Genomic DNA, 25,568 nt, shown 5'->3' on the forward strand with positions numbered 1-25,568 from the left:
TCTGACTGTTTTATCTGAACAAACCTCACTTCAGGTCGTCTGCAAAGGCGACCTTTCTCAATAATAAATCATCGTAAACGTCGCCGTGCCATTCGCACTCCCGCTGCTGAGTGTTTGCCCGTTGAGATAGTAGCGGGCAAAAAAGGGAATACTCAGGCTTCCTTCGCTGGCCGAAGGGGTGATTGCCCATTGTTGTCCGAGGCTCACAGGCGAGGTATCGCCTTTCAGGATCTGAATTCCCACTCCGGATGCCTGCCCTTCCGCACCATTGCTGATTTTGATCACACCGGCGGCCAGCGAATCGTCAGCAGTGCCATCGATACGGATATTCACATTCGCCCCGGCATCACAATTGAGTTCGATGCTAAATGGGACATCGGGCGTGACGCCGCCAGCGGAGGCACTGGAAAAAAGCCCCGGCCAGACCGTGCCCAGAGAAACATTAATGGTGTTATTCAGCACATCGCAGCTTTCCGTTCTGATATTGATATTGCCTGTGTAGGAGAGCGTGTTGGCTCCCCCGCCCCCGAGGCCGGATTTGCCATACACACCCAGCCCGAAACGGGTCTGACTTTGCGCCAGTGCCGTATCCGAAATGTCATTGGCGGTTTTGACTAACGATAACGTGACAGCTATCTGATAGCTGAGGCTGCTATCCAGGTTACCCAGCGATGTGTTGCGCGTATCGCAGCTTACCCCGCCGCCAACCACACGTTGTCCGCTGGAGTTAGTCAGGGCAATACCGATACCCTCGACACCGGTAGAGTAAACGCCGGGGAAACCCGCGATTTCTGTGCCGTTTCCGTAGTAACAGGCGATGATCGGGTCGCCGGAGAGTTCGTTGCTGCCGTTTGTACCGCAAGTACCGCTGATGCTGAAAGTATGCTGACTTCCGGGAATATCCGCCCCAACAGGCAAAGAGGATGTTACCGCAACCGAACTTAAATCCCAGGACTGCGGCATTACCGGTGCGGTAGAACAGGCTGCCCATAATTTGCCAGAAAACAGAGCCAGACAAACCAGCAGTATCATCATTTTCATAAATACCTCATCGACATACGCTGCTGGCCTGAGAGACCGCCGCTTTTTGCGCACCAGATAATATAAACGGTGCTTCGCACTGTCCCCCTTGCCATGTCACTCTGACCGCGCCCTGATCCGACAAGCCACTGAGATACACCTGCCCCTGGTCGCCGACGATGGCGCGGTTTCGTTCGTCGCCCACCACAAACGCCTCTGCGCCGAAGGGCACAGGCTGCCCGTTATAGGTAAGGTTGAGCAATAATCTGCTACCGGCCCGCGTGGTAAAGGACGCCATAACCACGGCACCGGCAGTGGGAACAACGGAAAGGATGTTGTCGTCAATATCGACGTTTTCGTCCAGTGATGTGGTATCCAGCGCCACACGGGTTCGCTTGTACGGGCTGAGATAATTCACCACCGCGTAGCCGCGCCAGTCGGTATACACGCCGGTATTATTTTGCAATTTCACGCCCGCCGCCCCCGGGGCGCGGACAATGGCAATGGCAGAGAGATCGCTGGCAAGAGGCTGCGCGAAAGTGACACCGAAGGGATGGCCCACAATGGCACCCTGCCATCCGTAATTGACCTGATGAGTGTCCTGATTGTAGTTGTAGCCCCCGCTGAGCTGCGCGGCGCTGCCCAGATAATTCAGGCTGGCGCTACCACTGTTTCCCTGCCCGTGAGTGCCATAACCTTCACTGACGGCATAAGAGAGGTTGTTATCCTCAAGCAGCATGCCGTTGATACCGGTCTGATAAAGCGTCCGCCCGTGACTGGCGCTGTTCACGTTAGCCGTGGCCCAGGCGTTTGACAGCCAGCGACCCAGGGGGATACTGACATTAAAGGCGATCTGTTTATCGCTCTCAGTGCCGTAAGTACGGTTATCCGATACCGATAAGGCGTAATCGATACTGGCAATATTGACGTTGTAACTGATCCCCAGACTGCGCTGATTAATTTGCGACTGTCGGTAGTTTTGCTGATACCACGAAAGCGAAAGCGATCCCCACTGCCCGTTATTAATCATCTGGGTCAGGTTAAGGCGATACTGTTCCCGTGGCTGACCATAGTAATTTCCGTTGCTTTCGTCCTCACGCCAGTTACTGGCATCACTGAAATGATAAAAATCCCCGGCAAAGCGGATCCCTGCCAGCGACAGCGTTGAGCCTGTTGCAGTCACACTTTTGGCATATTGCAGCCGGTATGCCTGACCGCGTTCTGTGTGATTGTCCGTCAGTTCGCTGTTGGCCAGCGTGGTATCAAATGACAAGGATCCCCAATCCCCGACCATACTGCCGATACCGGCATTCGCCGCTTTGTAGTTCTGCGCCAGCTGACTGCCGCCAAACAGCGTCACGCCATAACCCAGACCATAAATCAGTGATCCCTGAAGAAATTCGGGTTCATCACCCCCGGACTGATAGGTGCGGTATTTCCCCAGTGTCAGGGCATATTTCAACCGGCCTTCGCGCTGCATGATCGGGATAGCAGAAAATGCCTGGGTAAAATGTCGCTCTTCGCCATTACTTTCCCTGACCGTTATCTCCAGATCCCCGGAAGCGGAAGTCGGGTATAAGTCGTCGATGCTGAAAGCGCCGGGCGGCACATAGGTCTGGTAGATCACCATGCCGTTTTGCTTAATCGTCACCTGCGCGTTGCTTCGGGCAATACCGCGGATCACGGGGGCGAAGCCGCGTAAGCTGTCAGGCAACATATTGTCATCGGAAGACAACTGCACGCCGCGAAAGGTAAAACTGTCAAAAATATCCGCAGGTGTCGTGCTTTCTCCCGCGATAAATTGCCCTTTGAGCACCGGCACATCGTGCTGGAGAAAGCTGTACGCCGAATCCCAGTCCTGCTGCGATTGCCCGTCAATGTTGCGGCTGTAACGCCAGGTGCTGTAGTTGCGCAGCCGCCAGCCGCCCCAGTTGGCACCACTTCTCAGGCTCAGAAACTGGCTCTGATCACTGCCGCCTGAATTTTGCCAGGTACGGGCACCGCTGAGGTTGTAATTAAGCAGTAAGGCCGGCGTTCCCTCATCCCATAACTCCGGGCTGACCGCGCCCCTTGCCAGCGTGTCGAGCAATCCCTGAGGGATGGTGATCAGGAGTTTCTGGCGGGAAAAGTCAAACTGGCTCACAACACCGGGCATCAGCGCCGTGAAATCCTCAACCGGCTTTTGTACAGGCCAGTCGCGTAATGCCGGAATGCTGCGGGTTCTGAGTCCCAGATTTTGCCATTGTGCCGGAGTAAAAAGCGGGGAGAGTGTCAGATCCCTCAAGGCGATAAACGTCACATCCTGCCGCCCTTTCGGCACATTGTTCACCAGCACATCCACGCGGTAAACACCCGGCGTCTGCCCGCCAGCCCGGGAAAATTGCGATATATCCACCGGCGCGCCCGGATGTTCTATTTCCAGTGCCTGAACGTTAAAACGGTCATCCGCGCGTGTTTCAGATGTTCCCAAAGCGATTCCCGCCAGAAGCCATGACCGCAAAAGGGAAGATGAAAGATGCGTAACGACATGATTTTTATTCATAACATGCCTCAGCGCATCCGGTTTTTTTCCACTGAACTGGTACCGCCATAATCATTGACGACCTGCCAGCTGACCTCGCCAGTGACCGCTCCCTGAGGCCAGGGATAACGGGCTTCCCCAAAGGGCGGAACCATGGTGTTACCTGTCGCCACACGGTTGCTGCCAAGGTTTAACCTGAAAAATGTGAAGTAATAAGGTGTCGGATTGGTCACCCGCAGCGTTGAGTCCTGACGGGAGAACTGCAACTGCCGCCAGGCGTTTTGCGCGGCGGGGGCGAGCAACGCTGCGGGCCGGTAAAAAAGCTTCAGGCGCGTCTTCACCACGATTTGCAATAAACCGGCGGGGGCATTTTCAGGCAAACGGGGGATGGATTTGATATTCAGCCAGAACAGGGATTCGCGATCTTCAGGCAGCACGCCGCCTGTACGGATAATTCGCAGACTGTTATCTTGACCGGCACTCAGCCGAAATAAAGGGGGAGTCACGATAAAAGGCGCAGGAACGGAGGATTTTTGTGTCCCGTCAGGTCCGTTATTATCCACCCATGACTGGATCAGAAAGGGCTCTGACTGTGCACCCTGATTACTGACGGTCAGCGAGGTTTCTTTTTTATTACCCGGATATATCACCCGCGTGGCTTCTGTAATCACACCCGCATAAACCGGAGGCACCGGAAAGAGAATAAATAACATCCCTGATAAAATAATAAAAAGACGCCGCATATATTCCTCTCATATTTCCGTCAATAAAAAAAAGACATCCGCGTCTGAAGCTCTGGCATCCCTGCCAGTTTAAAGAGATTATTTGTTGATTATTATTATTGATAATTAATGGTGAACTGAGAGGTCCCATTTGCTGCGCCTTCGCCTACGGTTGCCCCGGTACTTTTGTAGCGGGCGATAAAGTTCATATCCACCCCTTCGGCGGTCGCATCAATGGGATAAAAACGTGAGGCCGTGTAAAGAGGAATTGGTGTCCCCTGACTATCCGCAATTTCAATGCCTATACCGGTTGCGCCACCGCTAACTTCCAGCAGCTGATTATCCACTGCATCGGCGGTACCATCAAATTTGACGGCCGCAGCGGTGAAGGTTGTCGGGCAGTTGGTGAGTGAAATCGTGAACGAGGTCGGCGAAGAGGTATCACCGGCTGCCGTAAATGAGGTCGCGGCGACAGTGCCTAAATCCACATTAATGGATGCGTTATTTCCGCCATTCACATCACACGTCGTGGCAACAATTTGTCCGATGAAATTAATGGTGCCATCGGCTGCGTGTACAACGGACTGACTGAAACACAAAACCGTACCGAGAAGTAAAATAAAAGGATTACGCTTATTCATGGAATAATACCTGAGATTAAAATTGAATAAATCCCACCAGATTCATTTATCAAAGCTGGCGATATACATTCACTTTAAACAAGCAGGTATATTTGAGGTAATCACATCCCCTCACATTATTTTATCGATAACATTGAGCTGAAGAAAATAAATGAATGAGGATGTAATGAGATAAATGAGAACAGGCACAGTGTATGCCACGGGTGAAAAAAGGCAAAAAAACCGGAAATGAGAAATATTTCCGGTTTCAGACATGGACGACTTATTGCATAGAAACCTGGCGCACAAACTCTTTTCTGAGCTGCATGCTGTATTCCTTGCCGTAAAACTGCGTGGCAATGTCTGGCTGCACCACGTCTGTTTTCACTTGTTTGTTCATCGGCACCGCGCCGAAAGCGACATTCAACGCCCGCTGGGTTTCAGCTTGCGTTAACCAGTTCAGGAACACCGCCGACGCCGCCGGATGTGTGCTGTTTGCGGCAATAGCCGCAATATTGCCCCCTCCCGGCATACCAAAAGCCGGAATATAAAATTTCAGGCGCCCGGTAATCGCCCCGGATTTTTGCAAACCTGCCAGATGATCTTCCCAGGCGGGTACCAGCAATAATTCGCCATCATTCAGACGGGTCAGGCTATCCGCACCCGATGCGGTCTGGGTGATTTTTTCTTTATTACCGACGAACCATTCCCAACCCTTTTTCCAGTTTTTAATAATGTCAGGATCGACTTGCGTGGCATCGGCATCAAATGTGCCTGAGGAGAGGGTGACCACGCGCTGAATAAAGGCTTCGCCTGCCCCGCCGTTATTCGGATCGTTGTAACCAAACTTCTTCGGATTCGCATCGATAAAGTGTTGTAAATCATCGAGTGATTGCGGCAAAGGTTGATTGCCCATCTGTTGCGGATCGTAGGCCATACCGGTTTGGTTGCCCCAAAAGGCAACCGCATATCCTTCGGTATTCACGCTTTGCAACTGATGCACCGCATCCCCGTAACCCGGCAGCCAGTCTACCTGCGCCAGGGCATTTGCTTTACGGATGATCGGTAATTGCGCCACAGACAAGGCCACCACGTCCATTTTGCCTTTCTCGCGGCGAGCTTCCGCCAGCAGTTTATTCATGTTGCCATCAATCGACCCTTCCGGAATACGCACTTTAATTCCGTACTGTTTCTCAAAATCAGCAACGAAACTGCGCCATTGCGGTTGTAAATACCAGACGTTGAAGGTGACTGAGCCTTCTTTTTTGGCCTGTGCGACGACAAGATCCCAATCTTGTTGCGCCAGTGGCGTGGCGGTCGCTGCCCCGCTCAATAACATGCCACTGAGAAATAAAACCGTGCCTGTTTTCATGTTGAATGACTCCCTTATCAAGGATCACGCCTTGCCGGTTGACTGTGACAGATAATTCCCTTTCAACAGCTTCTCAATAATGACCATCAGGACTACGTTCGGGATCACCAGGATCATTGAGACTACCGCCGCATCCGGGCGCACAAAGGAATAGCCGAGAAAAGAATAAAGAATGGTCGGCACGGTAATAAAATCTGGCGCGCCCAGGACGTATGAAATGCTGAACTCTTCTAAACTGCGCACCAGACAAAAAATCAACGCGGCCAGGAAACTGGGCTTGAGCATCGGTAAAAAAGCATTGCAGAACGTTCCCCAATGGCTGGCACCGAGATCGCGACTGGCATCAATTAAATCCTGCGGCACCGCTTTAAACCCTGCGGACATAATGCGAATCGAGTAAGGCAGTGTCAGCACAGTGTGCCCTAACACGATGCTGATAAACGGGTTGCTGATATTCAGATTCATCAGCATGGCGCTGAAGAAAATCCCGATGATCATACCTGGCATGACCAGTGGGATCAGCGTGAGCATTTCCGCAACGGCTTTGCCCCGAAAAGTCATGCGCCCAAACGCATAAGCGGTGGGTAACGACAGCAGTAAACTCAGCATCGCCACGGCGGGCGCAATGGTGTAGCTGTTAAAGAGGGCTTCTGACAGCGAAGTTTGCTGCCACACCTGTATCCAGCGGTTAATCGACAACACTTGCGGGAATAAGTCCGGGTAGCTCCACGGGTGTTGCGGGTCAACCAGCGACCATAAGATAGCCATTGAAAATGGCAGTCCAAGCCAGACCAGATTGACCAGAATAAAGAACAACAGTGAAATCGTGACGATCAGGCGTCCATTCGCCGTGCGGTTCATTTGACCTCTCCTTTGCGGGTGGCGAGCGGTGTCAGGAGGATGGCGATAAGCAAGGTACCCAATGCTGCCGTCAGCATGATAATCACGGCAATAACCGCAGAGTTATTCCATTCGCCGTATTCCATGGCCGTGGCCTGCATCAGGCGAGCCAGCGAGTAGGTATTGCGCGGACCAGCGACGGAGAAGAAGGCAAAGTCGCCCAGCGCACCGATAAAAATAAGGATCAGGGACACTTGCACTGCGGGTAACGTCAGGGGAAAGATAACGTCCCGAAAACAGCGCCAGCGGCTGGCACCCAGGTTACTCGCCGCGTCCAGTACATCGGTACGGATTGCGTTAACTGAGCCACCGACCAGAATCAGCGCGAACGGCAGATTCTTCCAGATTTGTAAGATAACGACGCCCCAGCCAAAGTCATCGTTCTGCATACGCAGCGGTTGATCAATAACGCCCAGCGCCAGCAATAGCTCATTGATCACGCCGTGATAAGCAATAATATTGATGAACAGAAATGCCGCCACGAGGCCGGGAATAAACATCGGCGCACGCAAAACAGCAACGATACCTTCTTTCGCCACCAGCGGCTGACGGAGCCACAACGCCAGCGGGTAAGAGAGCAGCACCGCACCGAAAGCCCCCAATATTGAGACTTTAACCGAATAGATCAGCGCGCTGTGCAGCACCGGATCTTGTAATACGTTTTGCCAGTATTCGAGCGAAAACTGGCTGTCGCCGGAAAGATTGAAATAGCCGATGCTTTGTACCAGCACCACGTAAAAGGTCGATCCCATCAGCAACACAATGGTGCCTAGTCCACTGATCATCAGCAGCCAGGCGGTCAGCTCATTACGCCATTTCATCGTGCCCCTCCACTACTGGCTCGAGGAAGTGAATCGCATCCTCGGGTAAACGGAAGCAAACCCGCGCCCCGCTTTCGGCCTGCGGTTTTTTGACCAGTTGCAGACGTACCGACAATTTACCGTCATCGTTATCGCCCCATGCTTCGGTCAGGTTGCCCATAAACGCCATTTTGCGCAGCGTGAGGAAGAAATGGTTATCGCCGGTTTGTGGTTGCGGCACAAAGCGCGCATCTTCAGGCCGCCAGCAGATATAGCAATGCTCAGCGAGCGGAGGACGCGGAGAACGTACGTAAAACTCACCTAACTGGCAACGAACCCGATAAAAACCAGGCTGTTCCGCAGGAGTGATGTGGGCGATATCGATATTGGCTGCACCAATAAAATCAGCGACGAAACGGTTAGCAGGACGGTAATAAATCTCTTCTGGCGGCCCAATTTGCTCCACGTTGCCCGCATTGAGCACCACGATCTTATCGGACATGGTCAACGCTTCGGCCTGATCATGGGTGACATAAATGGACGTGAGTTGATATTGCCGCTGTAACTCTTTGATTTCAAAACGCACACTTTCACGCAGTTTCGCATCCAGATTGGACAGCGGCTCGTCAAACAACACCACATCCGGGCGCGTAACCATCGCTCTGGCCAGTGCCACGCGTTGCTGCTGCCCGCCAGAAAGTTGCACCGGCATTTTCAGGTGCTGATCCTGCAAGCCAACCTGCTTCAACGCCTCCGCCAGCCGCAGTTGCTGCTCGGCAAGAGGTAAGCGTTTTTGCTTCAAACCAAAACAGATGTTATGCGCCACATTCAGGTGCGGAAACAGCGCGTACGACTGAAAACACATTGCGGTGTTGCGCTTTTCCGGCGGCAAATTATTAACGGATTGCCCGTTAATCAGAATGCGTCCGCTGTCTGGCTGATGAAACCCGCCGATCATTTTGAGCAGCGTGGTTTTGCCACAGCCGCTCGGGCCAAGCAGGGTGACAAATTCACCTTCCTCGGCGGTGAAGGAGATCTCGCGGGCGGCGTAAAACGCGCCAAATTGCTTTGTAACCTGTTCCAGTGAAAGCGTCGACATAGTGTACAAATCCTGTGTTAATACTCCGGCAATTAAATTTACACACTAAATATAAAATTTATGTGACAAAGATCCTCAAAATCAAAACCAAGCCATAAAAACACAAAAACTAATTATTTATCATAATGTTGAATAATAAAAATAATCACTATAATTATTTTATTCCCATAATTAAATTTAAAGAGTAAATTTAATGGCCATATGTTCACACCATAAAAGGAACAGGCAATGGCGTTTAACTTTCATCAGGCCGCACAAGGCATCGTGCTGGCAAACAGTCACCGCGGCTACTCCAGCCGTTATCCGGAAAACACTCTGCCCGCGTTTATCGGGGCAAAAGAGGCAGGGACTCATTGCATTGAGTTAGATATTCATCTGACCGCAGATAATCATCTGGTGGTCACACACGATCACCGCATTGATCGCGTGTCGACCGGCACAGGTTTTGTCGAGCAAATGACGCTCGCGCAGTTACGGCAATTTGATTTCGGCGTTAAATACCATGCGCAATTTGCGGGCACGCCGATCCCTTTATTGCAGGATATTCTGCGTTGGGCGGTAGAGAATGGCATGGGCCTGATCGTGGAAGTGAAGCAACGTCGTCGACATGACGAATTTGTGTATCATCTGGTTGCCTTGTTGCAGTCAATGCCAGAGGCGCTGTCACATATTCAGTTGCTGGGGTTTAATCATGTGTTGATTAACCGCGTCAAAGCCCTGATCCCAGATTTAGCATTGCAGGTCGTGACGCTGGAGCGTTACAACAATCAACTGGCCGCCGTGCAGCATTCCCATGCCAGTTGCGTCTGTTTTGAATATGAGTTCGCCCATGTTGACGATCTTCGGGCCTATAAACAGGCGGGACTGGGGGTACGCATGTACCTGCATGAAGTGAAAAATGGCATGACGCCACTGGAGCAGTACCAGCACAAATTCGGGTATGATAGTCGCCCCGAGATCATGGGCTGGCTGCGTGAAGGTCTGATCGATATGCTCAGCCATGATGATCTTCCGTACCTGCAGGCGCTGATAGAAGAAGCGGGACTGCGCTGGGCCTGATAACAAAAACGATAGCCATATTATGAATGTAAAACCTGACCGTCTGGAACTGCGTCCTACCCAACGTTTGCTGCTGGAGCTGATTCGTCGCCATGCACCGGTGACACGCGCCGAACTGGCGCGCTATTCAAATCTCACTGCAGGGGCAATCACCCAACAATGCCGGGAGCTTTTATTTTCGGGTCTGGTTATCGAAGGCGAACGCAATATGGGGCAGCGCGGACAACCGTCGCTGCCCCTGCGGCTCAATCCTGGCGGCGCGTGTGCGGTCGGGCTGGCTTTCAGCCCTGGCTTTATCGACATGACGCTGGTCGATCTCAGTGGCCGCAAACTGTTCAGTATTTCTGAGCCTCATCAGGAAAATCAGCCGCTTGCCACCACACTAAAACAGATTAAAAACCTGGTGGAGCAGACGTTAAAAAAACGCCAGCTTAAACATGCGCGCATCCTCGGCATGGGGTATGCCGTGCCGGGTTTTCTCAAGCCCGATGGCAAAAAGCGTCACTGTGTGGCCTGGCTTTCAAGCTGGCGCGATGTCGACCTGCAACAGGCGTTTGAGGACAATTTGCCCTGGCCGACATGGGTTGAAAACAACGCCAATGCCTCGGCGATTGGCGAGCTGTATTCAGGTACGTGGAATTCCTATCGTGACATAACCTTTATCGATCTCGGCTACGGGATCGGTGCCGGGATTATCGCCGATGGCAAACTCCTGCGCGGCGGGTTTCTGAATGCCGGTGAAGTCGGTATGGCATTTCCCGGCGATAAACCGCGTCCATCCTATAAAGATCTGGTCGCGACGCTCACACAAGCAGGGTTAAGCGAAGCGCAACTACCGGCACTCACCGCAGAACAGCATCCCTTGCTGGAAGTCTGGTTTTCACGCTGTTGCGATCAGGTCGAGCAGAGCATCATGGGATGTCTGCAATGGCTGGATCCACAGTTGATTATTTTAGGGGGTGCCATGCCGAAAACCATCACTGAAAGGCTGACTGAGGTTTTAACGCAAAGGCTCGATGCCAGGCTTGATCCAGACCGCCCGAAAGTCCGGCTGGCGAACTCCCCGATGGGTGCCGAAAGCGCCTCGTGGGGCGCGGCGATGATCCCGTTGTATCAGGTGATTAATCAGGCATAGCGCACTATGCCTGACGACCGCGTGTTATATTGCTGTGCCGAATGACCAGTAATAAGGATCCGATAGCGTTGACGGTTTATCGACGTAGACATAGCCATAGGAATAGGCGTAATACAGTTTGCCCGAGTATGCCCAACCCAGGCTCATATGATGGGCATCAATTAGCGAAAACCAATCCTCACTGCCGCTTTTAGGTTGCATCTCCCACAATGTATTCTCCGAGGTGCAATCCTTTTTCCAGCCAACATAATCCCACGAATGGTTGCTCAACGCTGAGCGCAAGCATTGCTCCTTATTATATGCGGGTGAAATACGTACCCGTCCATCGGGTTGTCGTTTAACTGACATCCATGCGTAATAGCCGGCTCGCATCACCGCAATAGGTGGGTCGGGACGATAGGTCCATGCATAGGAATCATTGTTATTATAGAGAGCATAAGCATCTTTCTCGGAAGCCAGACTCTTGCCTTCCATGACTGCACTACCCAATTGCCAGGACAAAATCGATTGCATATAAAAAGAAGGTGTCCAGACATGTGGCGTTAATTTTCTATCAAGCACTCCAGTGCCAGAAAAATAAGTATTAATTGAATCCGTGTCGTCAGCCGTAATGACATTTGCGCCGATATCCCGCAGCCAGCCGAGGTTCATGCGATAATCATTTTTTTCTGCCGCTATTGTTGACGGACTGAGCTTATCCAGCACGCGGTAACAGCATGATGAGTCGTTATTATAAAATGCTTCTCTGACCGAGATATCCTGCGGGATATTTTTGTCATAGACCGTTTCGGTGTAGAAATTTAAATTTTTCCATAACATGTAATCTGGTACGGGTGAGAATATCTCCAGCGCTTTCCCTGCCCCTTTAATTACCGCCACCATTTCAGCCACCGTACCACTCACCGTATTTGATAACTGGAAATTGGCTGGCGCGTCATAGCTGCCCTGTTCATTTTGTTTGGTGCTCACTTCCTCAAAATCGGCGGAATCTTTAATTAACACAGAGACCATCGGGGCCAGTGTCGCTGGCGCGTTTGCCCATGCGCGAACGGCACAAACCGCCTTGCTATCGGAGATCCCGGCGGGACAGGCAAAGGTGGTGTCAGGCAAGTCATTTATTTTACTGGCATCATTAGGTGTAATCACCGGATCGATCATGATGGTGACCCCCGCCGGGATACCGGCGTTAATCAGTGCATTATTCCAAAGGTCTGGCGAGGGATATTCCGCCATATTCACTTTCATAATGATCCGCTGTAACAGGTTGCTGCCCGAATACGTAACCGATTTATTATACAGGGCCAGTGCAGTGGGCATGATGACGGAAGATGACTTGGTTTCGAGATAAATGAGTGACTGGCCATTATAGGCAATGTAATCATCTATCAGTTGATTGACCGTCGGTACCGTATACGTTGTCGGTTGTCGCGTGGCAACATTGACGAGGTACTTTTGCTGCAATTCTGCCAGTGTCAAACTACTCAGCGCCACATTCGGCCCGGAGTTCGCGATAGGATCATAAGTTGGCTCAAGCATCTTACCGATGTTGAGATCATGAAACACAACCAGTTCACCGTCTGACGTCGCGCGGACGTCCGTTTCCACGTTAGCGCGGCAACGATCATAGGACAGATGAAAAGCACCGAGGCTGTTTTCTGGCTGCGTGTCATTAAAATCCTCTCGATGCTGGGCCGTGACTATTTGGTTATTCTTCGCAAGGTTGTTTTGTAATTCATTCAACAATGTCGCCGACGTTGGACATTCCGTGGCATTCTTCCTTAATTCAGCGACAAACTGCACCGTTTCAACCGTTGCCTTCCCTTGCGCATCATCACCATCCGTACCGGAAAGTTTGAAATTGCCGTGTTCCTGTATCGGGATATTTTGAATCGCGATGGTATCTTCCCGCGGCTGGTAATCTGAATTCATAAAGAAAGCCAGGTCAAAATAATAAGGCTCATCACTTTTCAAACACGATTTTTCATCGTCATCGCCAACATCATAGAGAAACGTCCAGTCTTTACTCGGGGGAACATAGCCCCCCATTTCCGGGCATTTTTTGCTATACATTTTTACCGCATAAAATATGCCGGGAATAGACGTGCCATAAAGTTGCACGTTTTTACCATTTATGGCGGTAAAAATATCTAATGACCCCTGATATCCGGCAACACTGCCTGAAAAAGCTTGCCCATCCTGACCTGCATTACAGGTTGAATGAATCTCGGTTGAAGGAATATATTGCGTACTGGTTTGCGTGGTGAGTTGCTTAAAACCATTGGCAGGCGGCGCTTCATCAGTAATTACAATCGTATCGCTGTAGGTGATATTTACGTTTGATTGTGAGGTAAACATACATTCGGTTGCGGCCTTAGCCGACGGACATAATGACAATAAACATAATACGCTGAGCGTAGTCCTTAACTTAACGTCCATTGTTGCTCCATTTATATATCTAATGTAATTAAAACAATTAACCCCCTCCGTTTTAACATTGAATTTAAAATAAAATGCTACCAAGCTCACGAATAAAGCAATCAGACACCAAATATTAAACAATCAACGCATTAAACATATTCAATTTATATTTATCATTAACAACCTATTTGATATATAAATAACTAGCACCTAATATCAGGCAAAAAAAAACGCCTCCGGAGAGGCGTTTATCAGCAAAGGAGAAAATTACTTTTTCTTCGCTTTCGGGTTTGGCAGGTCGGTAATGCTGCCTTCGTAGATTTCTGCTGCCAGACCCACGGACTCGTGCAGAGTCGGGTGAGCATGGATGGTCAGCGCGATATCTTCTGCATCACAACCCATTTCGATCGCCAGACCGATTTCGCCCAGCAGCTCGCCGCCGTTGGTGCCGACAATCGCACCACCGATAACACGGTGAGATTCTTTGTCGAAGATCAGTTTGGTCATGCCGTCTGCGCAGTCGGAAGCGATAGCACGGCCGGAAGCTGCCCACGGGAAGGTGGCGGTTTCGTAGCTGATGCCTTTTTCTTTCGCTTCTTTCTCAGTCAGACCCACCCAGGCAACTTCTGGCTCAGTGTAGGCAATGGATGGAATGACTTTCGGATCGAAGTAGTGTTTCTTGCCGGAGATAACTTCGGCAGCTACGTGGCCTTCGTGAACACCTTTGTGCGCCAGCATTGGCTGACCGACGATGTCGCCGATAGCAAAGATGTGTGGCACGTTGGTGCGCATTTGTTTGTCGACGTGGATGAAACCACGGTCGTCCACTTCAATGCCTGCAGCGCCCGCTTCCAGCAGTTTACCGTTAGGCACACGGCCGATAGCCACCAGCACGGCGTCATAACGCTGTGGTTCAGCAGGGGCTTTTTTGCCTTCCATCGTGACGTAGATGCCATCTTCTTTGGCTTCTACGGCTGTCACTTTGGTTTCCAGCATCAGATTGAATTGCTTGCTGATTTTCTTGGTGAAGACTTTCACCACGTCTTTATCAGCCGCAGGGATCACCTGATCAAACATTTCTACCACGTCAATCTGAGAACCCAGCGCGTGATAAACGGTGCCCATTTCCAGACCGATAATGCCGCCGCCCATGACCAGCAGACGCTCAGGGACGCTTTTCAGCTCCAGTGCATCAGTAGAATCCCAGACACGCGGGTCATCATGTGGAATGAATGGCAGTTTGATTGGACGGGAACCCGCCGCAATGATCGCATTGTCGAAAGTGATGGTCGTCGGACCATTTTCGCCTTCAACAACCAGAGTATTCGCGCCAGTAAATTTGCCCAAGCCGTTAACGACTTTGACTTTACGGCCTTTCGCCATACCGGACAGACCGCCGGTCAGCTGGTTGATGACTTTTTCTTTCCAGACGCGGACTTTATCGATGTCCGTTTTCGGCTCACCGAAAACAATACCGTGTTCAGCCAGTGCTTTTGCCTCAGAGATCACTTTCGCGACGTGCAGCAGAGCTTTAGAAGGGATACAGCCAACGTTCAGACACACGCCGCCAAGCGTGGAATAACGTTCAACCAGAACAGTTTCAAGACCTAAATCAGCGCAACGGAAAGCAGCAGAATAGCCCGCAGGACCCGCCCCAAGTACCACGACCTGAGTTTTAATTTCAGTACTCATCATGACCTCTTAATTTATGTCCGGCGGGTCTGACGTCATTTTATATCGTAACGCCCATCATCCACCGGGTCGTTCTATCCGCCCGCAGTTTACAAAATTGTTAACAAATTTGAAACAACAAACGGCATCCGATTTGTGCTTTGCCCTGGAAAATCTCAAACAGCATGAAGAGATTATCAGAAAAAAGCCGGCCGTCTGGCCGGCTTTTCACTTACATCACCAGGCGGCGAATGTCTGACAACACGTTGTTGATGATGGTGATGAAGCGCGCACCATCGGCACCGTCAATGACACGGTGGTCGAAGGAGAGCGACATTGGCATCATCAGACGCGGTGTGAACTCTTTGCCGTTCCAGACTGGCTCAATGGCAGACTTGGAAACACCGAGGATAGCCACTTCCGGCGCATTAACGATTGGCGCGAAGTGGGTCGTCCCGATACCCCCGAGGCTGGAGATAGTGAAGCAACCGCCCTGCATTTCGCCAGCAGTCAGCTTACCGTCACGGGCTTTCTTGGAGATAGCCATCAGCTCACGGGACAACTCGGCGATGCCTTTCTTGTTCACATCTTTGAAGACCGGAACAACCAGACCGTTTGGCGTATCAACCGCCACACCGATGTTGATGTATTTTTTCAGCGTCAGTTTCTGACCATCTTCGGACAGGGAACTGTTGAAGCGTGGCATCTGCTCAAGGGCAGCGGCAACGGCTTTCATGATGAAGACCACCGGAGTGAATTTCACGTCCAGTTTGCGTTTAGCGGCTTCATCGTTCTGCTGTTTACGGAACGCTTCCAGCTCAGTGATATCAGTTTTGTCGAAGTGCGTAACGTGCGGGATCATCACCCAGTTACGGCTCAGGTTCGCACCAGAGATTTTCTGGATACGGCCCAGTTCAACTTCTTCAATCTCACCGAACTTGCTGAAGTCCACTTTCGGCCAAGGCAGCATGCCCGGCAGACCGCCACCCGTTGCAGCAGCCGGCGCGGCTTCAGCACGTTTGACCGCGTCTTTCACGTAAGTCTGTACGTCTTCACGCAGGATGCGACCTTTACGGCCAGTGCCTTTGACTTTCGCCAGGTTAACGCCGAATTCACGGGCCAGACGGCGGATAACCGGCGTGGCGTGAACGTAAGCATCGTTCTCTGCGAATTCGCCTTTGCTTTCTGCTTTAACAGCAGGAGCAGCGGCTTTTTGTTCCTGTTTCGCCGGGGCAGCCGCTTCTTCTTTCTTAGCCGCCGGAGCAGCAGGCGCAGCGCCTTCTACTTCGAAGACCATGATCAGAGAGCCGGTGCTGACTTTGTCGCCCGCAGCAATTTTGATTTCTTTCACGGTACCCGCGAACGGAGCCGGGACTTCCATTGAGGCTTTGTCGCCTTCAACGGTAATCAGTGACTGTTCTGCACTGATTTTGTCGCCCACTTTCACCATGATTTCAGTGACTTCAACTTCGTCGCCACCGATATCAGGCACGTTCACTTCTTTGCTGCCGGACTGAGCCGGTGCAGCAGGTGCCGCGTCTGATTGGGTTTCTGCTGCTGCGGCCGGTGCGGCTGCACCAGAACCTGCCACTTCGAAGACCATGATCAGGGAACCGGTGCTGACTTTGTCGCCCGCAGCGATTTTGATTTCTTTCACTTTGCCCGCGAACGGCGCAGGGACTTCCATAGAGGCTTTGTCGCCTTCTACGGTGATCAGCGATTGTTCCGCTTCTACTGTATCGCCCACTTTCACCATGATTTCAGTGACTTCAACTTCGTCGCCACCGATATCAGGTACGTTCACTTCTTTGCTTTCGCTGGAAGCAGGTGCGGCAGCAGCAGCAGGTTTCTCTTCTGCTTTGGCTTCCTGTTTCGCAGGTGCTGCATCAGCAGCACCGTCAGCGGCGTCAAAGATCATGATCAGTTTGCCGGTTTCGACGGTATCGCCGACCGCAACTTTAATTTCTTTGACCACGCCAGCTTGTGGAGAAGGCACTTCCATAGAAGCTTTATCGCCTTCAACGGTGATCAGCGATTGTTCTGCTTCAACTTTATCGCCCACCTTCACCATAATTTCGGTGACTTCCACTGCATCTGCACCGATGTCCGGTACGTTAATTTCAATAGCCATCTGTCTTTACCTCTTATGCCAGACGCGGGTTAACTTTTTCTGGATTGATATCGAATTTCTTAATGGCTTCAGCCACTACAGACGTTTCGATTTCGCCGCGTTTAGCCAATTCACCCAGCGCAGCAACCACAACGTAAGACGCATCCACTTCGAAGTGGTGACGCAGGTTTTCGCGGCTGTCTGAACGACCGAAGCCATCCGTACCCAGAACGCGATAATCGCTGGCCGGAACGTATGTACGAACCTGTTCAGCAAACAGTTTCATGTAGTCAGTAGACGCCACCGCTGGCGCGTCGCTCATCACCTGGGCGATGTACGGAACGCGTGGGGTTTCAGTCGGGTGCAGCATGTTCCAGCGCTCACAGTCCTGACCATCGCGGGCCAGTTCAGTGAAGGAGGTCACGCTGTAAACGTCAGAACCTACGCCGTAGTCTTTGGACAAGATCTCTGCCGCTTCACGTACGTGACGCAGGATGGAACCGGAGCCCAGCAACTGCACTTTCCCTTTGCTGCCTTCCAGCGTATCCAGCTTGTAGATACCCTTACGGATGCCTTCTTCCGCACCTTCCGGCATGGCTGGCATGTGGTAGTTTTCGTTCAGCGTGGTGATGTAGTAATAAATGTTTTCCTGCGCTTCACCGTACATACGCACCAGACCGTCATGCATGATGACAGCCACTTCGTAGGCGTAAGACGGGTCGTAAGAAATACAGTTAGGGATAGTCAGAGACTGAATATGGCTGTGACCATCTTCGTGCTGCAGACCTTCGCCGTTCAGGGTAGTACGACCTGACGTACCACCGATCAGGAAGCCACGCGCCTGTTGGTCACCCGCTGCCCAGCACAGGTCGCCGATACGCTGGAAACCGAACATGGAGTAGTAGATGTAGAACGGGATCATTGGCAGATCGTTGGTGCTGTAAGACGTTGCTGCGGCCAGCCATGAAGATGCGGCACCCAGTTCGTTGATACCTTCCTGCAGGATCTGACCTTTCTCGTCTTCTTTATAGTAAGCAACCTGCTCACGGTCCTGCGGGGTGTACTGCTGGCCGTTCGGGCTGTAAATACCAATCTGACGGAACAGACCTTCCATACCGAATGTACGCGCTTCATCGGCGATGATCGGCACCAGACGGTCTTTAATGGAGTCGTTTTTCAGCATCACGTTCAGTGCACGGACGAAAGCGATAGTGGTAGAGATCTCTTTCTTCTGCTCTTCCAGCAGTTGTGAGAAGTCTTCCAGTTTCGGCATTTCCAGCTTCTGCGTGAAGTTTGGCAGACGGGTCGGCAGGTAGCCTTTCAGCGCAGCGCGACGCTCATGCAGGTATTTGTATTCTGCAGAGTCTTTTTCCAGCGTGATGTACGGCAGTTTTTCCAGATTTTCATCGGTTACTGGCACGCTAAAACGATCACGGATATAGCGCACGCCATCCATGTTCATTTTCTTCACCTGGTGAGCAATGTTTTTACCTTCGGCAGCGTCGCCCATGCCATAACCTTTAATGGTATGCGCAAGGATAACGGTCGGCTGACCTTTGGTGTTCTGTGCTTTGTTCAGTGCAGCGAAGACTTTCTTCGGATCATGGCCGCCACGGTTCAGCGCCCAGATTTCGTCGTCGGTCATATCTTTGACCAGAGCGGCGGTTTCAGGGTATTTGCCGAAGAAGTGGTCACGAACGTATTTACCGTCGCGGGACTTGAAGGTCTGGTAGTCGCCATCCACGGTTTCGTTCATCAGCTGGATCAGTTTACCGCTGGTGTCTTTACGCAGCAGTTCATCCCAGCGGTTGCCCCAGATCACTTTGATCACGTTCCAGCCAGCGCCTGCAAAGATGCCGTCGAGTTCGTTGATGATTTTGCCGTTACCGGTTACCGGGCCATCAAGACGCTGCAGGTTACAGTTGATGATGAAGCACAGGTTATCCAGTTTCTCACGGGTCGCGATGGTGATCGCCCCTTTGGATTCTGGTTCGTCCATTTCACCGTCGCCCAGGAATGCGTAAACGCGCTGTGCGGAGGTGTCTTTCAGACCACGGTGTTCCAGATATTTCAGGAACTTAGCCTGATAGATGGCACCGATCGGGCCCAGACCCATGGATACGGTCGGGAACTGCCAGAACTCAGGCATCAGTTTAGGGTGCGGATAAGACGACAGACCTTTGCCGTGAACTTCCTGACGGAAATTGTTCATCTGGTCTTCAGTCAGACGGCCTTCAAGGAAAGCACGCGCGTACACGCCCGGAGAGATGTGGCCCTGGAAGTACACCAGATCGCCGCCGTCTTTTTCGTTGCGCGCACGGAAGAAGTGGTTGAAGCACACTTCGTACACGGTCGCAGAAGACTGGAAGGAAGCCATGTGGCCGCCGAGTTCCAGGTCTTTCTTGGACGCACGCAGAACGGTCATGATGGCGTTCCAGCGGATAGCAGTACGAATGTTACGTTCCAGCTCCAGGTTACCCGGGTATTCAGGTTCGTCTTCAACAGCGATGGTATTGACGTAGTTACGGCTGGCTGCGCCAGCAGCGACGCTTACGCCGCCCTTGCGCGCTTCACTGAGAACCTGATCGATCAGGAACTGTGCACGCTCAACACCTTCTTCACGGATGACCGATTCGATCGCTTGTAGCCAGTCGCGAGTTTCGATCGGATCCACGTCATTATTTACACGTTCTGACATGGTGCTTTTCCTTATCTGTCTCTAATACGTTGGTTTATCTGGAGCCTGTCTTCCTGCGCTCTTTCTAAAACGCGCTTCGCCGCTAAGAGAACGCACGAAGACAGGCCCGTCATGTAGTTGCCGTGAGCCCTCAAATGAAGGCTCTAAAAATTAACCCTGATGGTTAACTTTCATCTTTTCGTTGCTGGAGCCGTCGTAAAGACCGATCCCGCCGGGTGTGTTCCCTGCTGAGATCCAGCAAAACTTCTTCAATGAACGCCAGGTGACGGTGAGATGCGGCACGCGCTATTTCTGGTTCCCGTGCAACAATCGCCTCGAAAATACTGGCGCGGTGGTTGCTTACCGTCGCCAGCATTTCCCGACGTGAGTAAAGCAATTCAAAGTTCTGTCGAACGTTCTTCTCGAGCATCGGCCCCATACAGCGAACCAGATGCAGCAGCACCACATTATGGGCTGCTTCTGTTACAGCGACCTGATACTGCATAACCGCGTCGGCTTCTGCATCCAGATCTCCGCTGTCCTGTGCGGTCTGAATGACCACGTGACAATCGCGAATGCGCTGCAGATCTTCCTCTGTGCCACGAAGCGCCGCGTAATACGCAGCGATACCTTCAAGGGCGTGTCGTGTTTCAAGGAGATCGAATTGTGATTCAGGATGGTCGGCCAGTAACTCAGCCAGCGGATCACTCACGCTTTGCCACAGGTTACTTTGTACGAAAGTACCACCACCCTGACGGCGCAGGAGTAGCCCCTTCCCTTCCAGGCTTTGGATTGCCTCTCTGAGAGAAGGTCGCGATACATCAAACTGTTTGGCAAGTTCGCGCTCTGGCGGAAGCTTTTCCCCGGGTCTCAAGGTGCCTTCGAGGATCAGAAACTCAAGTTGCTGCTCGATCACATCGGATAACTTAGGCTGTCGGATTTTGCTGTAAGCCATATATGTGCGGTTCTCTGCGAGTAGCGACTCTGTTAAGTTGCCGGAGTCAATTGGTAATACCAATTTAAAAAACGTGGCCGTAAAGTAACAAAGTATTCACCTTGTGTCCATATGGCTACCCAGTAAATGCGTCGACCCCGCACATTTTAACAAATTTTTATCATTTATCTTTTTTACCCGGCCTCAGATCACATTTTATGGATCCTGAACAAATTTACAGTCAATTTGGCTATTTGTTATGCAGATGATGCATAAACCCCGTGCAAACTTTTCCGCATAACATTATTCTTGCCCGAACGGTAGATGATCCTGATTTTTAGGCACAATCCAGCCGTAAATAATTAGATACAAAAAGTGTAATTATCGCCTTACATTCTCTCTAACACACAGAATGTTATGGGTTTTGCCCCAATGACAGAGGACAGGTAAATGGTTGATCAACAACAAGGCGATGAGCTGAAGCGCGGTCTCAAAAACCGGCATATCCAGTTGATTGCATTAGGTGGGGCCGTCGGTACAGGGCTGTTTCTGGGCAGTGCTTCCGTCATTCAGTCCGCAGGGCCGGGGATTATTCTCGGTTATGCCATTGCGGGTTTTATCGCATTCTTAATTATGCGTCAGTTGGGTGAAATGGTGGTTGAAGAACCGGTTGCCGGTTCATTCAGTCATTTTGCCTATAAATACTGGGGCGGATTTGCGGGTTTTGCTTCCGGCTGGAATTACTGGGTGCTGTACGTTCTGGTCGCGATGGCCGAACTGACTGCCGTCGGTAAATATATTCAATTCTGGTGGCCGGAAATCCCGACATGGGCTTCTGCTGCGGTTTTCTTCGTGCTGATCAACGCTATCAACCTGACTAACGTTAAAGTGTTTGGCGAGATGGAGTTCTGGTTTGCGATCATCAAAGTGGTTGCCGTGGTGGCGATGATTCTGTTCGGTGGCTGGCTGCTGTTCAGCGACACGGCAGGCCCTCAGGCAACAGTTCGCAACCTGTGGGAGCAAGGCGGTTTCCTGCCCCATGGCATGACCGGGCTGGTGATGATGATGGCGATCATCATGTTCTCTTTCGGTGGCCTGGAACTGGTCGGGATTACTGCTGCTGAAGCGGATAATCCGGAAACCAGCATTCCTAAAGCAACCAATCAGGTTATCTACCGTATTCTGATTTTCTATGTGGGCTCACTTGCCGTCCTGCTTTCCCTGATGCCATGGACCCGTGTCGGGCCGGATACCAGCCCGTTTGTGCTGATCTTCCATGACCTGGGTGATGCACTGGTAGCGAATGCTCTGAACGTGGTGATCCTGACGGCAGCGCTGTCGGTTTATAACAGCTGTGTTTACTGCAACAGCCGCATGTTGTTTGGTCTGGCTCAGCAAGGCAACGCGCCTAAAGCATTGCTCAACGTCGACAAGCGCGGCGTGCCGGTGGCTTCTATCCTCGTTTCTGCTGCCACCACAGCGCTGTGTGTTCTGATTAACTACCTGATGCCGGGTGAAGCGTTTGGTCTGCTGATGGCTCTGGTGGTGTCTGCACTGGTGATCAACTGGGCGATGATCAGCCTGGCGCACATCAAATTCCGTCAGGCGAAACGTCGTGAAGGCGTGGAACCTAAGTTCAAAGCGCTGCTGTATCCGCTGGGTAACTATATCTGCCTGCTGTTTATGGCGGCAATTCTGGTGATCATGGCTATCACCCCGGGCATGGCGATCTCCGTATGGCTGATCCCGGTGTGGCTGGTAGTTCTGGCCATCGGTTACTGGGTCAAAAATCAGCAAAGCGGGAAATCCGTTAACGCTTAAGTATTCGTTTTAAAATTGAAACGAAAAAGCGCCCCGGTTAAGTGCAGACTTACCGGGGCGCTTTGTTAGGTACGTCACATTTCCTCCCGTATGACCAAAATGTCCATCTTCATGACTCTTACCTCCTGACCCCTCTTCCCTTCCCCGGCCAATACTCAGGGCTAACAAACAGTTTTTTAACAAAATCCTTTTATCCACAATCCGGAGAGAACATCCATGAAGGAAGGCGCACTGTCGTTCAAAGAGAAAGTGGCGTACGGAATGGGGGATGCGGGCTGCAATATGATTGGCGGCGCCATCATGCTGTTTCTTAATTATTTTTACACAGATATCTTCGGTTTAGCCCCGGCACTGGTTGGCGTATTGCTGCTATCAGTGCGTGTTATCGATGCCGTCACCGACCCGATCATGGGCGCGATTGCTGACCGTACCACCACCCGCTGGGGCCGTTTCCGCCCGTATTTGTTATGGGTTTCGGTGCCATACGTACTGTTCAGTGTGCTGATGTTCACCACACCAGAATGGAGTTACAACAGCAAAGTTATCTATGCGTTTGTAACCTACTTCCTGATGTCCCTGACTTACACCGCCATCAACATCCCCTACTGCTCGCTGGGCGGCGTCATTACAGCCGATCCGCATGAGCGTGTTGCCTGCCAGTCTTACCGCTTCTTTATGGTAGGGATCGCGACGCTGATCCTGTCTTCCACCTTACTGCCGATGGCCGACTTTTTCGGTGGCGCAGACAAAGCCAAGGGCTATCAGATGTCGATGGGGGTGATGGCAATCATCGCGCTGTTCATGTTCCTGTTCTGCTTCAGCTCGGTAAAAGAACGTATTCAGCCTGCGGTACCGTCAAAACATGCCTTAAAATCTGACCTGAAAGATGTGTGGAAAAACGACCAGTGGGTACGCATCCTGCTGCTGACATTCTGCAACGTGTGCCCGGGCTTTATCCGTATGGCAGCCACTATGTATTACGTCACCTGGGTAATGGAAAAATCCACATCCTTTGCCAGCATGTTTATCAGCCTCGGCGTGGTGGGCATGATGATCGGCAGTGCACTGGCAAAACCGCTGACCGATAAATACTGCAAACTGAAAGTGTTCTTCTGGGCCAATATCATCCTGACCATTTTCTCCTGCGGATTCTATTTCCTCGACCCGCACGCCACCACGCTTATTCTGGTAGCGTACTTCATCCTCAACATCATGCACCAGCTCCCTTCCCCGCTGCACTGGTCGCTGATGGCCGACGTTGACGATTACGGCGAATGGAAAACCGGCAAACGTGTTACCGGCATCAGCTTCTCCGGTAACCTGTTCTTCCTGAAATGCGGACTGGCGGTAGCGGGCGCGATGGTCGGCTTCCTGCTCTCCGCGTATGGCTACAATGCCAGCGCAACGCAGCAAAGCGACCATGCCATCAACGGCATCATGTTGTTGTTCACCGTCATTCCTGGCGTGGGCTACCTCATCACTGCCGGTGTTGTACGCTTACTGAAAGTTGATCGCGAAACCATGCGTACCATTCAGACAGATCTGGAGATTCGCCGCCGTAATTACCGCGAGCTGAATGAATATCACGACGAGAAAAATGCACAGGACGCAGAAGCACTCAGCGTCCCACTGACCAGCAAGGAGTTGAAACATGAGTAATTATCCCAACCCGCTGATTGAGCAACGTGCAGATCCGCATATCTGGCTGCACAGCGACGGAAACTATTACTTTATCGCATCAGTGCCTGAATATGACCGGCTGGAGATCCGCCGCTCGCCAACGCTGACAGGGCTTGCCGACGCGCCAGCTACCATTGTCTGGCATAAACCTGATACCGGCCCGATGAGCGCACTTATCTGGGCACCGGAGTTGCATTTTATCGACGGACAATGGGTGATCTATTACGCGGCCGCCCCCTCACAGGAGATTGTTGACGGCTTATTCCAGCACAGAATGTATGCGCTGGTGTGTGAAGAGGCGGATCCGCTCACAGGGAAATGGCAGGAGAAAGGCCGGATCCAGACGCCGATCGACAGCTTCTCGCTCGATGCCACGCACTTTGAGCATCAGGGCAAAAGCTATTATCTGTGGGCGCAGAAAGACCCGGAAATTCGCGGAAACTCCAATTTGTATCTGGCCGAAATGGAAAACCCGTGGACGCTGAAATCACCGCCCGTCATGCTCAGCAAGCCGGAGCTGGACTGGGAAATCATCGGTTTTTGGGTTAATGAGGGACCGGCGGTGATCAAACACGGTGATAAAATTTTCATCACCTATTCCGCCAGCGCCACCGACGAAAATTACTGTATCGGCCTCCTCACTGCAGACATCAACAGCAATCTGATGGATCCGGTGAGCTGGCATAAATCCCAGCGTCCGGTATTCACCACGCAGGCCCAGAACCGGCAGTTCGGGCCGGGACATAACAGCTTCACGCGCAACGAACAGGGCGCAGACGTGCTGGTATATCATGCCCGAAACTACACTGAAATTGAGGGTGATCCGCTGTACGACCCGAACCGGCATACGCGCATTAAAACCTTCCGCTGGGACGAGAATGGCATGCCCGATTTCGGAGAACCCGCCGCCGATAACCGTCCGCTGACGTTACAAAAACAGCACTGACAAAAAACAAAAAGCCCGGACACTAAAAATGTACCGGGCTTTTTTATGCAATATCGGATGATA

At 51.7% G+C, this 25,568-nt stretch carries 18 protein-coding genes; 5 read left to right on the forward strand and 13 right to left on the reverse strand.

Annotation, left to right across the window (positions count from 1 at the left end; all coding sequences use genetic code 11):
• Window positions 1-57: 57 nt before the first annotated feature.
• The 8 genes from GW591_RS13350 to GW591_RS13385 form a co-directional block, all read right to left on the reverse strand.
• Window positions 58-1,041, reverse strand: coding sequence for a fimbrial protein (locus GW591_RS13350; protein ID WP_225444937.1), 984 nt, complete (start codon window positions 1,039-1,041; stop codon window positions 58-60).
• Between the two features lie 7 nt (window positions 1,042-1,048).
• On the reverse strand, window positions 1,049-3,490 hold the full coding sequence (locus GW591_RS13355; RefSeq protein ID WP_166860788.1) for a fimbria/pilus outer membrane usher protein: 2,442 nt from the start codon (window positions 3,488-3,490) through the stop codon (window positions 1,049-1,051).
• Window positions 3,491-3,570: 80 nt separating this feature from the next.
• On the reverse strand, window positions 3,571-4,284 hold the full coding sequence (locus tag GW591_RS13360; RefSeq protein WP_166860790.1) for a fimbrial biogenesis chaperone: 714 nt from the start codon (window positions 4,282-4,284) through the stop codon (window positions 3,571-3,573).
• A 95-nt stretch (window positions 4,285-4,379) separates the two neighbouring features.
• The gene (locus GW591_RS13365; RefSeq protein ID WP_166860792.1) at window positions 4,380-4,904 is read right to left on the reverse strand and encodes a fimbrial protein; all 525 of its coding nucleotides are present in this window, start codon (window positions 4,902-4,904) and stop codon (window positions 4,380-4,382) included.
• Window positions 4,905-5,166: 262 nt separating this feature from the next.
• Window positions 5,167-6,222, reverse strand: a complete 1,056-nt coding sequence (locus tag GW591_RS13370; RefSeq protein ID WP_369794759.1) for an extracellular solute-binding protein — start codon at window positions 6,220-6,222, stop codon at window positions 5,167-5,169.
• Between the two features lie 57 nt (window positions 6,223-6,279).
• On the reverse strand, window positions 6,280-7,116 hold the full coding sequence (locus GW591_RS13375) for an ABC transporter permease (protein WP_013576978.1): 837 nt from the start codon (window positions 7,114-7,116) through the stop codon (window positions 6,280-6,282).
• The gene (locus GW591_RS13380; RefSeq protein WP_013576979.1) at window positions 7,113-7,976 is read right to left on the reverse strand and encodes an ABC transporter permease; all 864 of its coding nucleotides are present in this window, start codon (window positions 7,974-7,976) and stop codon (window positions 7,113-7,115) included. Before GW591_RS13380 ends, GW591_RS13375 begins: the two co-directional genes overlap by 4 nt.
• On the reverse strand, window positions 7,963-9,054 hold the full coding sequence (locus GW591_RS13385) for an ABC transporter ATP-binding protein (RefSeq protein ID WP_013576980.1): 1,092 nt from the start codon (window positions 9,052-9,054) through the stop codon (window positions 7,963-7,965). Before GW591_RS13385 ends, GW591_RS13380 begins: the two co-directional genes overlap by 14 nt.
• A 228-nt stretch (window positions 9,055-9,282) precedes the next feature.
• Between GW591_RS13385 and GW591_RS13390 the strand changes: the two genes are divergently transcribed.
• Together GW591_RS13390 and GW591_RS13395 are read left to right on the forward strand one after the other, a co-directional pair.
• A complete protein-coding gene (locus tag GW591_RS13390; protein ID WP_015690456.1) occupies window positions 9,283-10,113 on the forward strand; it encodes a glycerophosphodiester phosphodiesterase in 831 nt (276 codons plus the stop codon).
• A 22-nt stretch (window positions 10,114-10,135) separates the two neighbouring features.
• Window positions 10,136-11,248, forward strand: a complete 1,113-nt coding sequence (locus tag GW591_RS13395) for an ROK family transcriptional regulator (RefSeq protein ID WP_013576982.1) — start codon at window positions 10,136-10,138, stop codon at window positions 11,246-11,248.
• Window positions 11,249-11,272: 24 nt separating this feature from the next.
• Here the strand turns inward: GW591_RS13395 and GW591_RS13400 are convergent, their stop codons facing one another.
• The 5 genes from GW591_RS13400 to pdhR form a co-directional block, all read right to left on the reverse strand.
• Window positions 11,273-13,684, reverse strand: a complete 2,412-nt coding sequence (locus GW591_RS13400; protein ID WP_225444938.1) for a glycerophosphodiester phosphodiesterase family protein — start codon at window positions 13,682-13,684, stop codon at window positions 11,273-11,275.
• Between the two features lie 249 nt (window positions 13,685-13,933).
• Window positions 13,934-15,358, reverse strand: coding sequence for a dihydrolipoyl dehydrogenase (gene lpdA / locus GW591_RS13405; RefSeq protein ID WP_013576983.1), 1,425 nt, complete (start codon window positions 15,356-15,358; stop codon window positions 13,934-13,936).
• Between the two features lie 211 nt (window positions 15,359-15,569).
• Window positions 15,570-17,468 (reverse strand): pyruvate dehydrogenase complex dihydrolipoyllysine-residue acetyltransferase, encoded by a 1,899-nt coding sequence (gene aceF, locus GW591_RS13410; protein ID WP_015690459.1) that lies wholly within the window; start codon window positions 17,466-17,468, stop codon window positions 15,570-15,572.
• Between the two features lie 13 nt (window positions 17,469-17,481).
• Window positions 17,482-20,145 carry a pyruvate dehydrogenase (acetyl-transferring), homodimeric type gene (gene aceE, locus GW591_RS13415; protein WP_013576985.1) on the reverse strand — a complete coding sequence of 888 codons (2,664 nt, stop codon included), beginning with the start codon at window positions 20,143-20,145 and terminating at the stop codon, window positions 17,482-17,484.
• A gap of 163 nt (window positions 20,146-20,308) precedes the next feature.
• Window positions 20,309-21,079 carry a pyruvate dehydrogenase complex transcriptional repressor PdhR gene (pdhR, locus tag GW591_RS13420; RefSeq protein WP_013576986.1) on the reverse strand — a complete coding sequence of 257 codons (771 nt, stop codon included), beginning with the start codon at window positions 21,077-21,079 and terminating at the stop codon, window positions 20,309-20,311.
• A 429-nt stretch (window positions 21,080-21,508) separates the two neighbouring features.
• Here pdhR and aroP point away from each other — a divergent pair, with 429 nt between their 5' ends.
• The 3 genes from aroP (at window position 21,509) to GW591_RS13435 (ending at window position 25,505) form a co-directional block, all read left to right on the forward strand.
• Window positions 21,509-22,879 carry an aromatic amino acid transporter AroP gene (gene aroP, locus GW591_RS13425; protein WP_015690460.1) on the forward strand — a complete coding sequence of 457 codons (1,371 nt, stop codon included), beginning with the start codon at window positions 21,509-21,511 and terminating at the stop codon, window positions 22,877-22,879.
• A gap of 216 nt (window positions 22,880-23,095) precedes the next feature.
• On the forward strand, window positions 23,096-24,538 hold the full coding sequence (locus GW591_RS13430) for a glycoside-pentoside-hexuronide (GPH):cation symporter (protein WP_166860794.1): 1,443 nt from the start codon (window positions 23,096-23,098) through the stop codon (window positions 24,536-24,538).
• Window positions 24,531-25,505: a glycoside hydrolase family 43 protein gene (locus GW591_RS13435; protein WP_013576989.1), complete on the forward strand. Its 975-nt coding sequence runs from the start codon at window positions 24,531-24,533 to the stop codon at window positions 25,503-25,505. The genes GW591_RS13430 and GW591_RS13435 overlap by 8 nt, the downstream gene beginning before the upstream one ends.
• Window positions 25,506-25,568: the final 63 nt, after the last annotated feature.

It is taken from the genome of Rahnella aceris, assembly GCF_011684115.1.
Classification (GTDB): domain Bacteria; phylum Pseudomonadota; class Gammaproteobacteria; order Enterobacterales; family Enterobacteriaceae; genus Rahnella; species Rahnella aceris.

What these genes read in the sequence shown, in the direction of transcription:
- GW591_RS13365 (WP_166860792.1), bottom strand. Translation starts at nt 4,904, where the DNA reads ATGAATAAGCGTAATCCTTTTATTTTACTTCTCGGTACGGTTTTGTGT.
- aceE (WP_013576985.1), bottom strand. Translation starts at nt 20,145, where the DNA reads ATGTCAGAACGTGTAAATAATGACGTGGATCCGATCGAAACTCGCGAC.
- aceF (WP_015690459.1), bottom strand. Translation starts at nt 17,468, where the DNA reads ATGGCTATTGAAATTAACGTACCGGACATCGGTGCAGATGCAGTGGAA.
- pdhR (WP_013576986.1), bottom strand. Translation starts at nt 21,079, where the DNA reads ATGGCTTACAGCAAAATCCGACAGCCTAAGTTATCCGATGTGATCGAG.
- GW591_RS13395 (WP_013576982.1), top strand. Translation starts at nt 10,136, where the DNA reads ATGAATGTAAAACCTGACCGTCTGGAACTGCGTCCTACCCAACGTTTG.
- GW591_RS13400 (WP_225444938.1), bottom strand. Translation starts at nt 13,684, where the DNA reads ATGGACGTTAAGTTAAGGACTACGCTCAGCGTATTATGTTTATTGTCA.
- aroP (WP_015690460.1), top strand. Translation starts at nt 21,509, where the DNA reads ATGGTTGATCAACAACAAGGCGATGAGCTGAAGCGCGGTCTCAAAAAC.
- GW591_RS13375 (WP_013576978.1), bottom strand. Translation starts at nt 7,116, where the DNA reads ATGAACCGCACGGCGAATGGACGCCTGATCGTCACGATTTCACTGTTG.
- GW591_RS13430 (WP_166860794.1), top strand. Translation starts at nt 23,096, where the DNA reads ATGAAGGAAGGCGCACTGTCGTTCAAAGAGAAAGTGGCGTACGGAATG.
- GW591_RS13360 (WP_166860790.1), bottom strand. Translation starts at nt 4,284, where the DNA reads ATGCGGCGTCTTTTTATTATTTTATCAGGGATGTTATTTATTCTCTTT.
- GW591_RS13435 (WP_013576989.1), top strand. Translation starts at nt 24,531, where the DNA reads ATGAGTAATTATCCCAACCCGCTGATTGAGCAACGTGCAGATCCGCAT.
- lpdA (WP_013576983.1), bottom strand. Translation starts at nt 15,358, where the DNA reads ATGAGTACTGAAATTAAAACTCAGGTCGTGGTACTTGGGGCGGGTCCT.
- GW591_RS13390 (WP_015690456.1), top strand. Translation starts at nt 9,283, where the DNA reads ATGGCGTTTAACTTTCATCAGGCCGCACAAGGCATCGTGCTGGCAAAC.
- GW591_RS13350 (WP_225444937.1), bottom strand. Translation starts at nt 1,041, where the DNA reads ATGAAAATGATGATACTGCTGGTTTGTCTGGCTCTGTTTTCTGGCAAA.
- GW591_RS13370 (WP_369794759.1), bottom strand. Translation starts at nt 6,222, where the DNA reads ATGTTATTGAGCGGGGCAGCGACCGCCACGCCACTGGCGCAACAAGAT.
- GW591_RS13385 (WP_013576980.1), bottom strand. Translation starts at nt 9,054, where the DNA reads ATGTCGACGCTTTCACTGGAACAGGTTACAAAGCAATTTGGCGCGTTT.
- GW591_RS13380 (WP_013576979.1), bottom strand. Translation starts at nt 7,976, where the DNA reads ATGAAATGGCGTAATGAGCTGACCGCCTGGCTGCTGATGATCAGTGGA.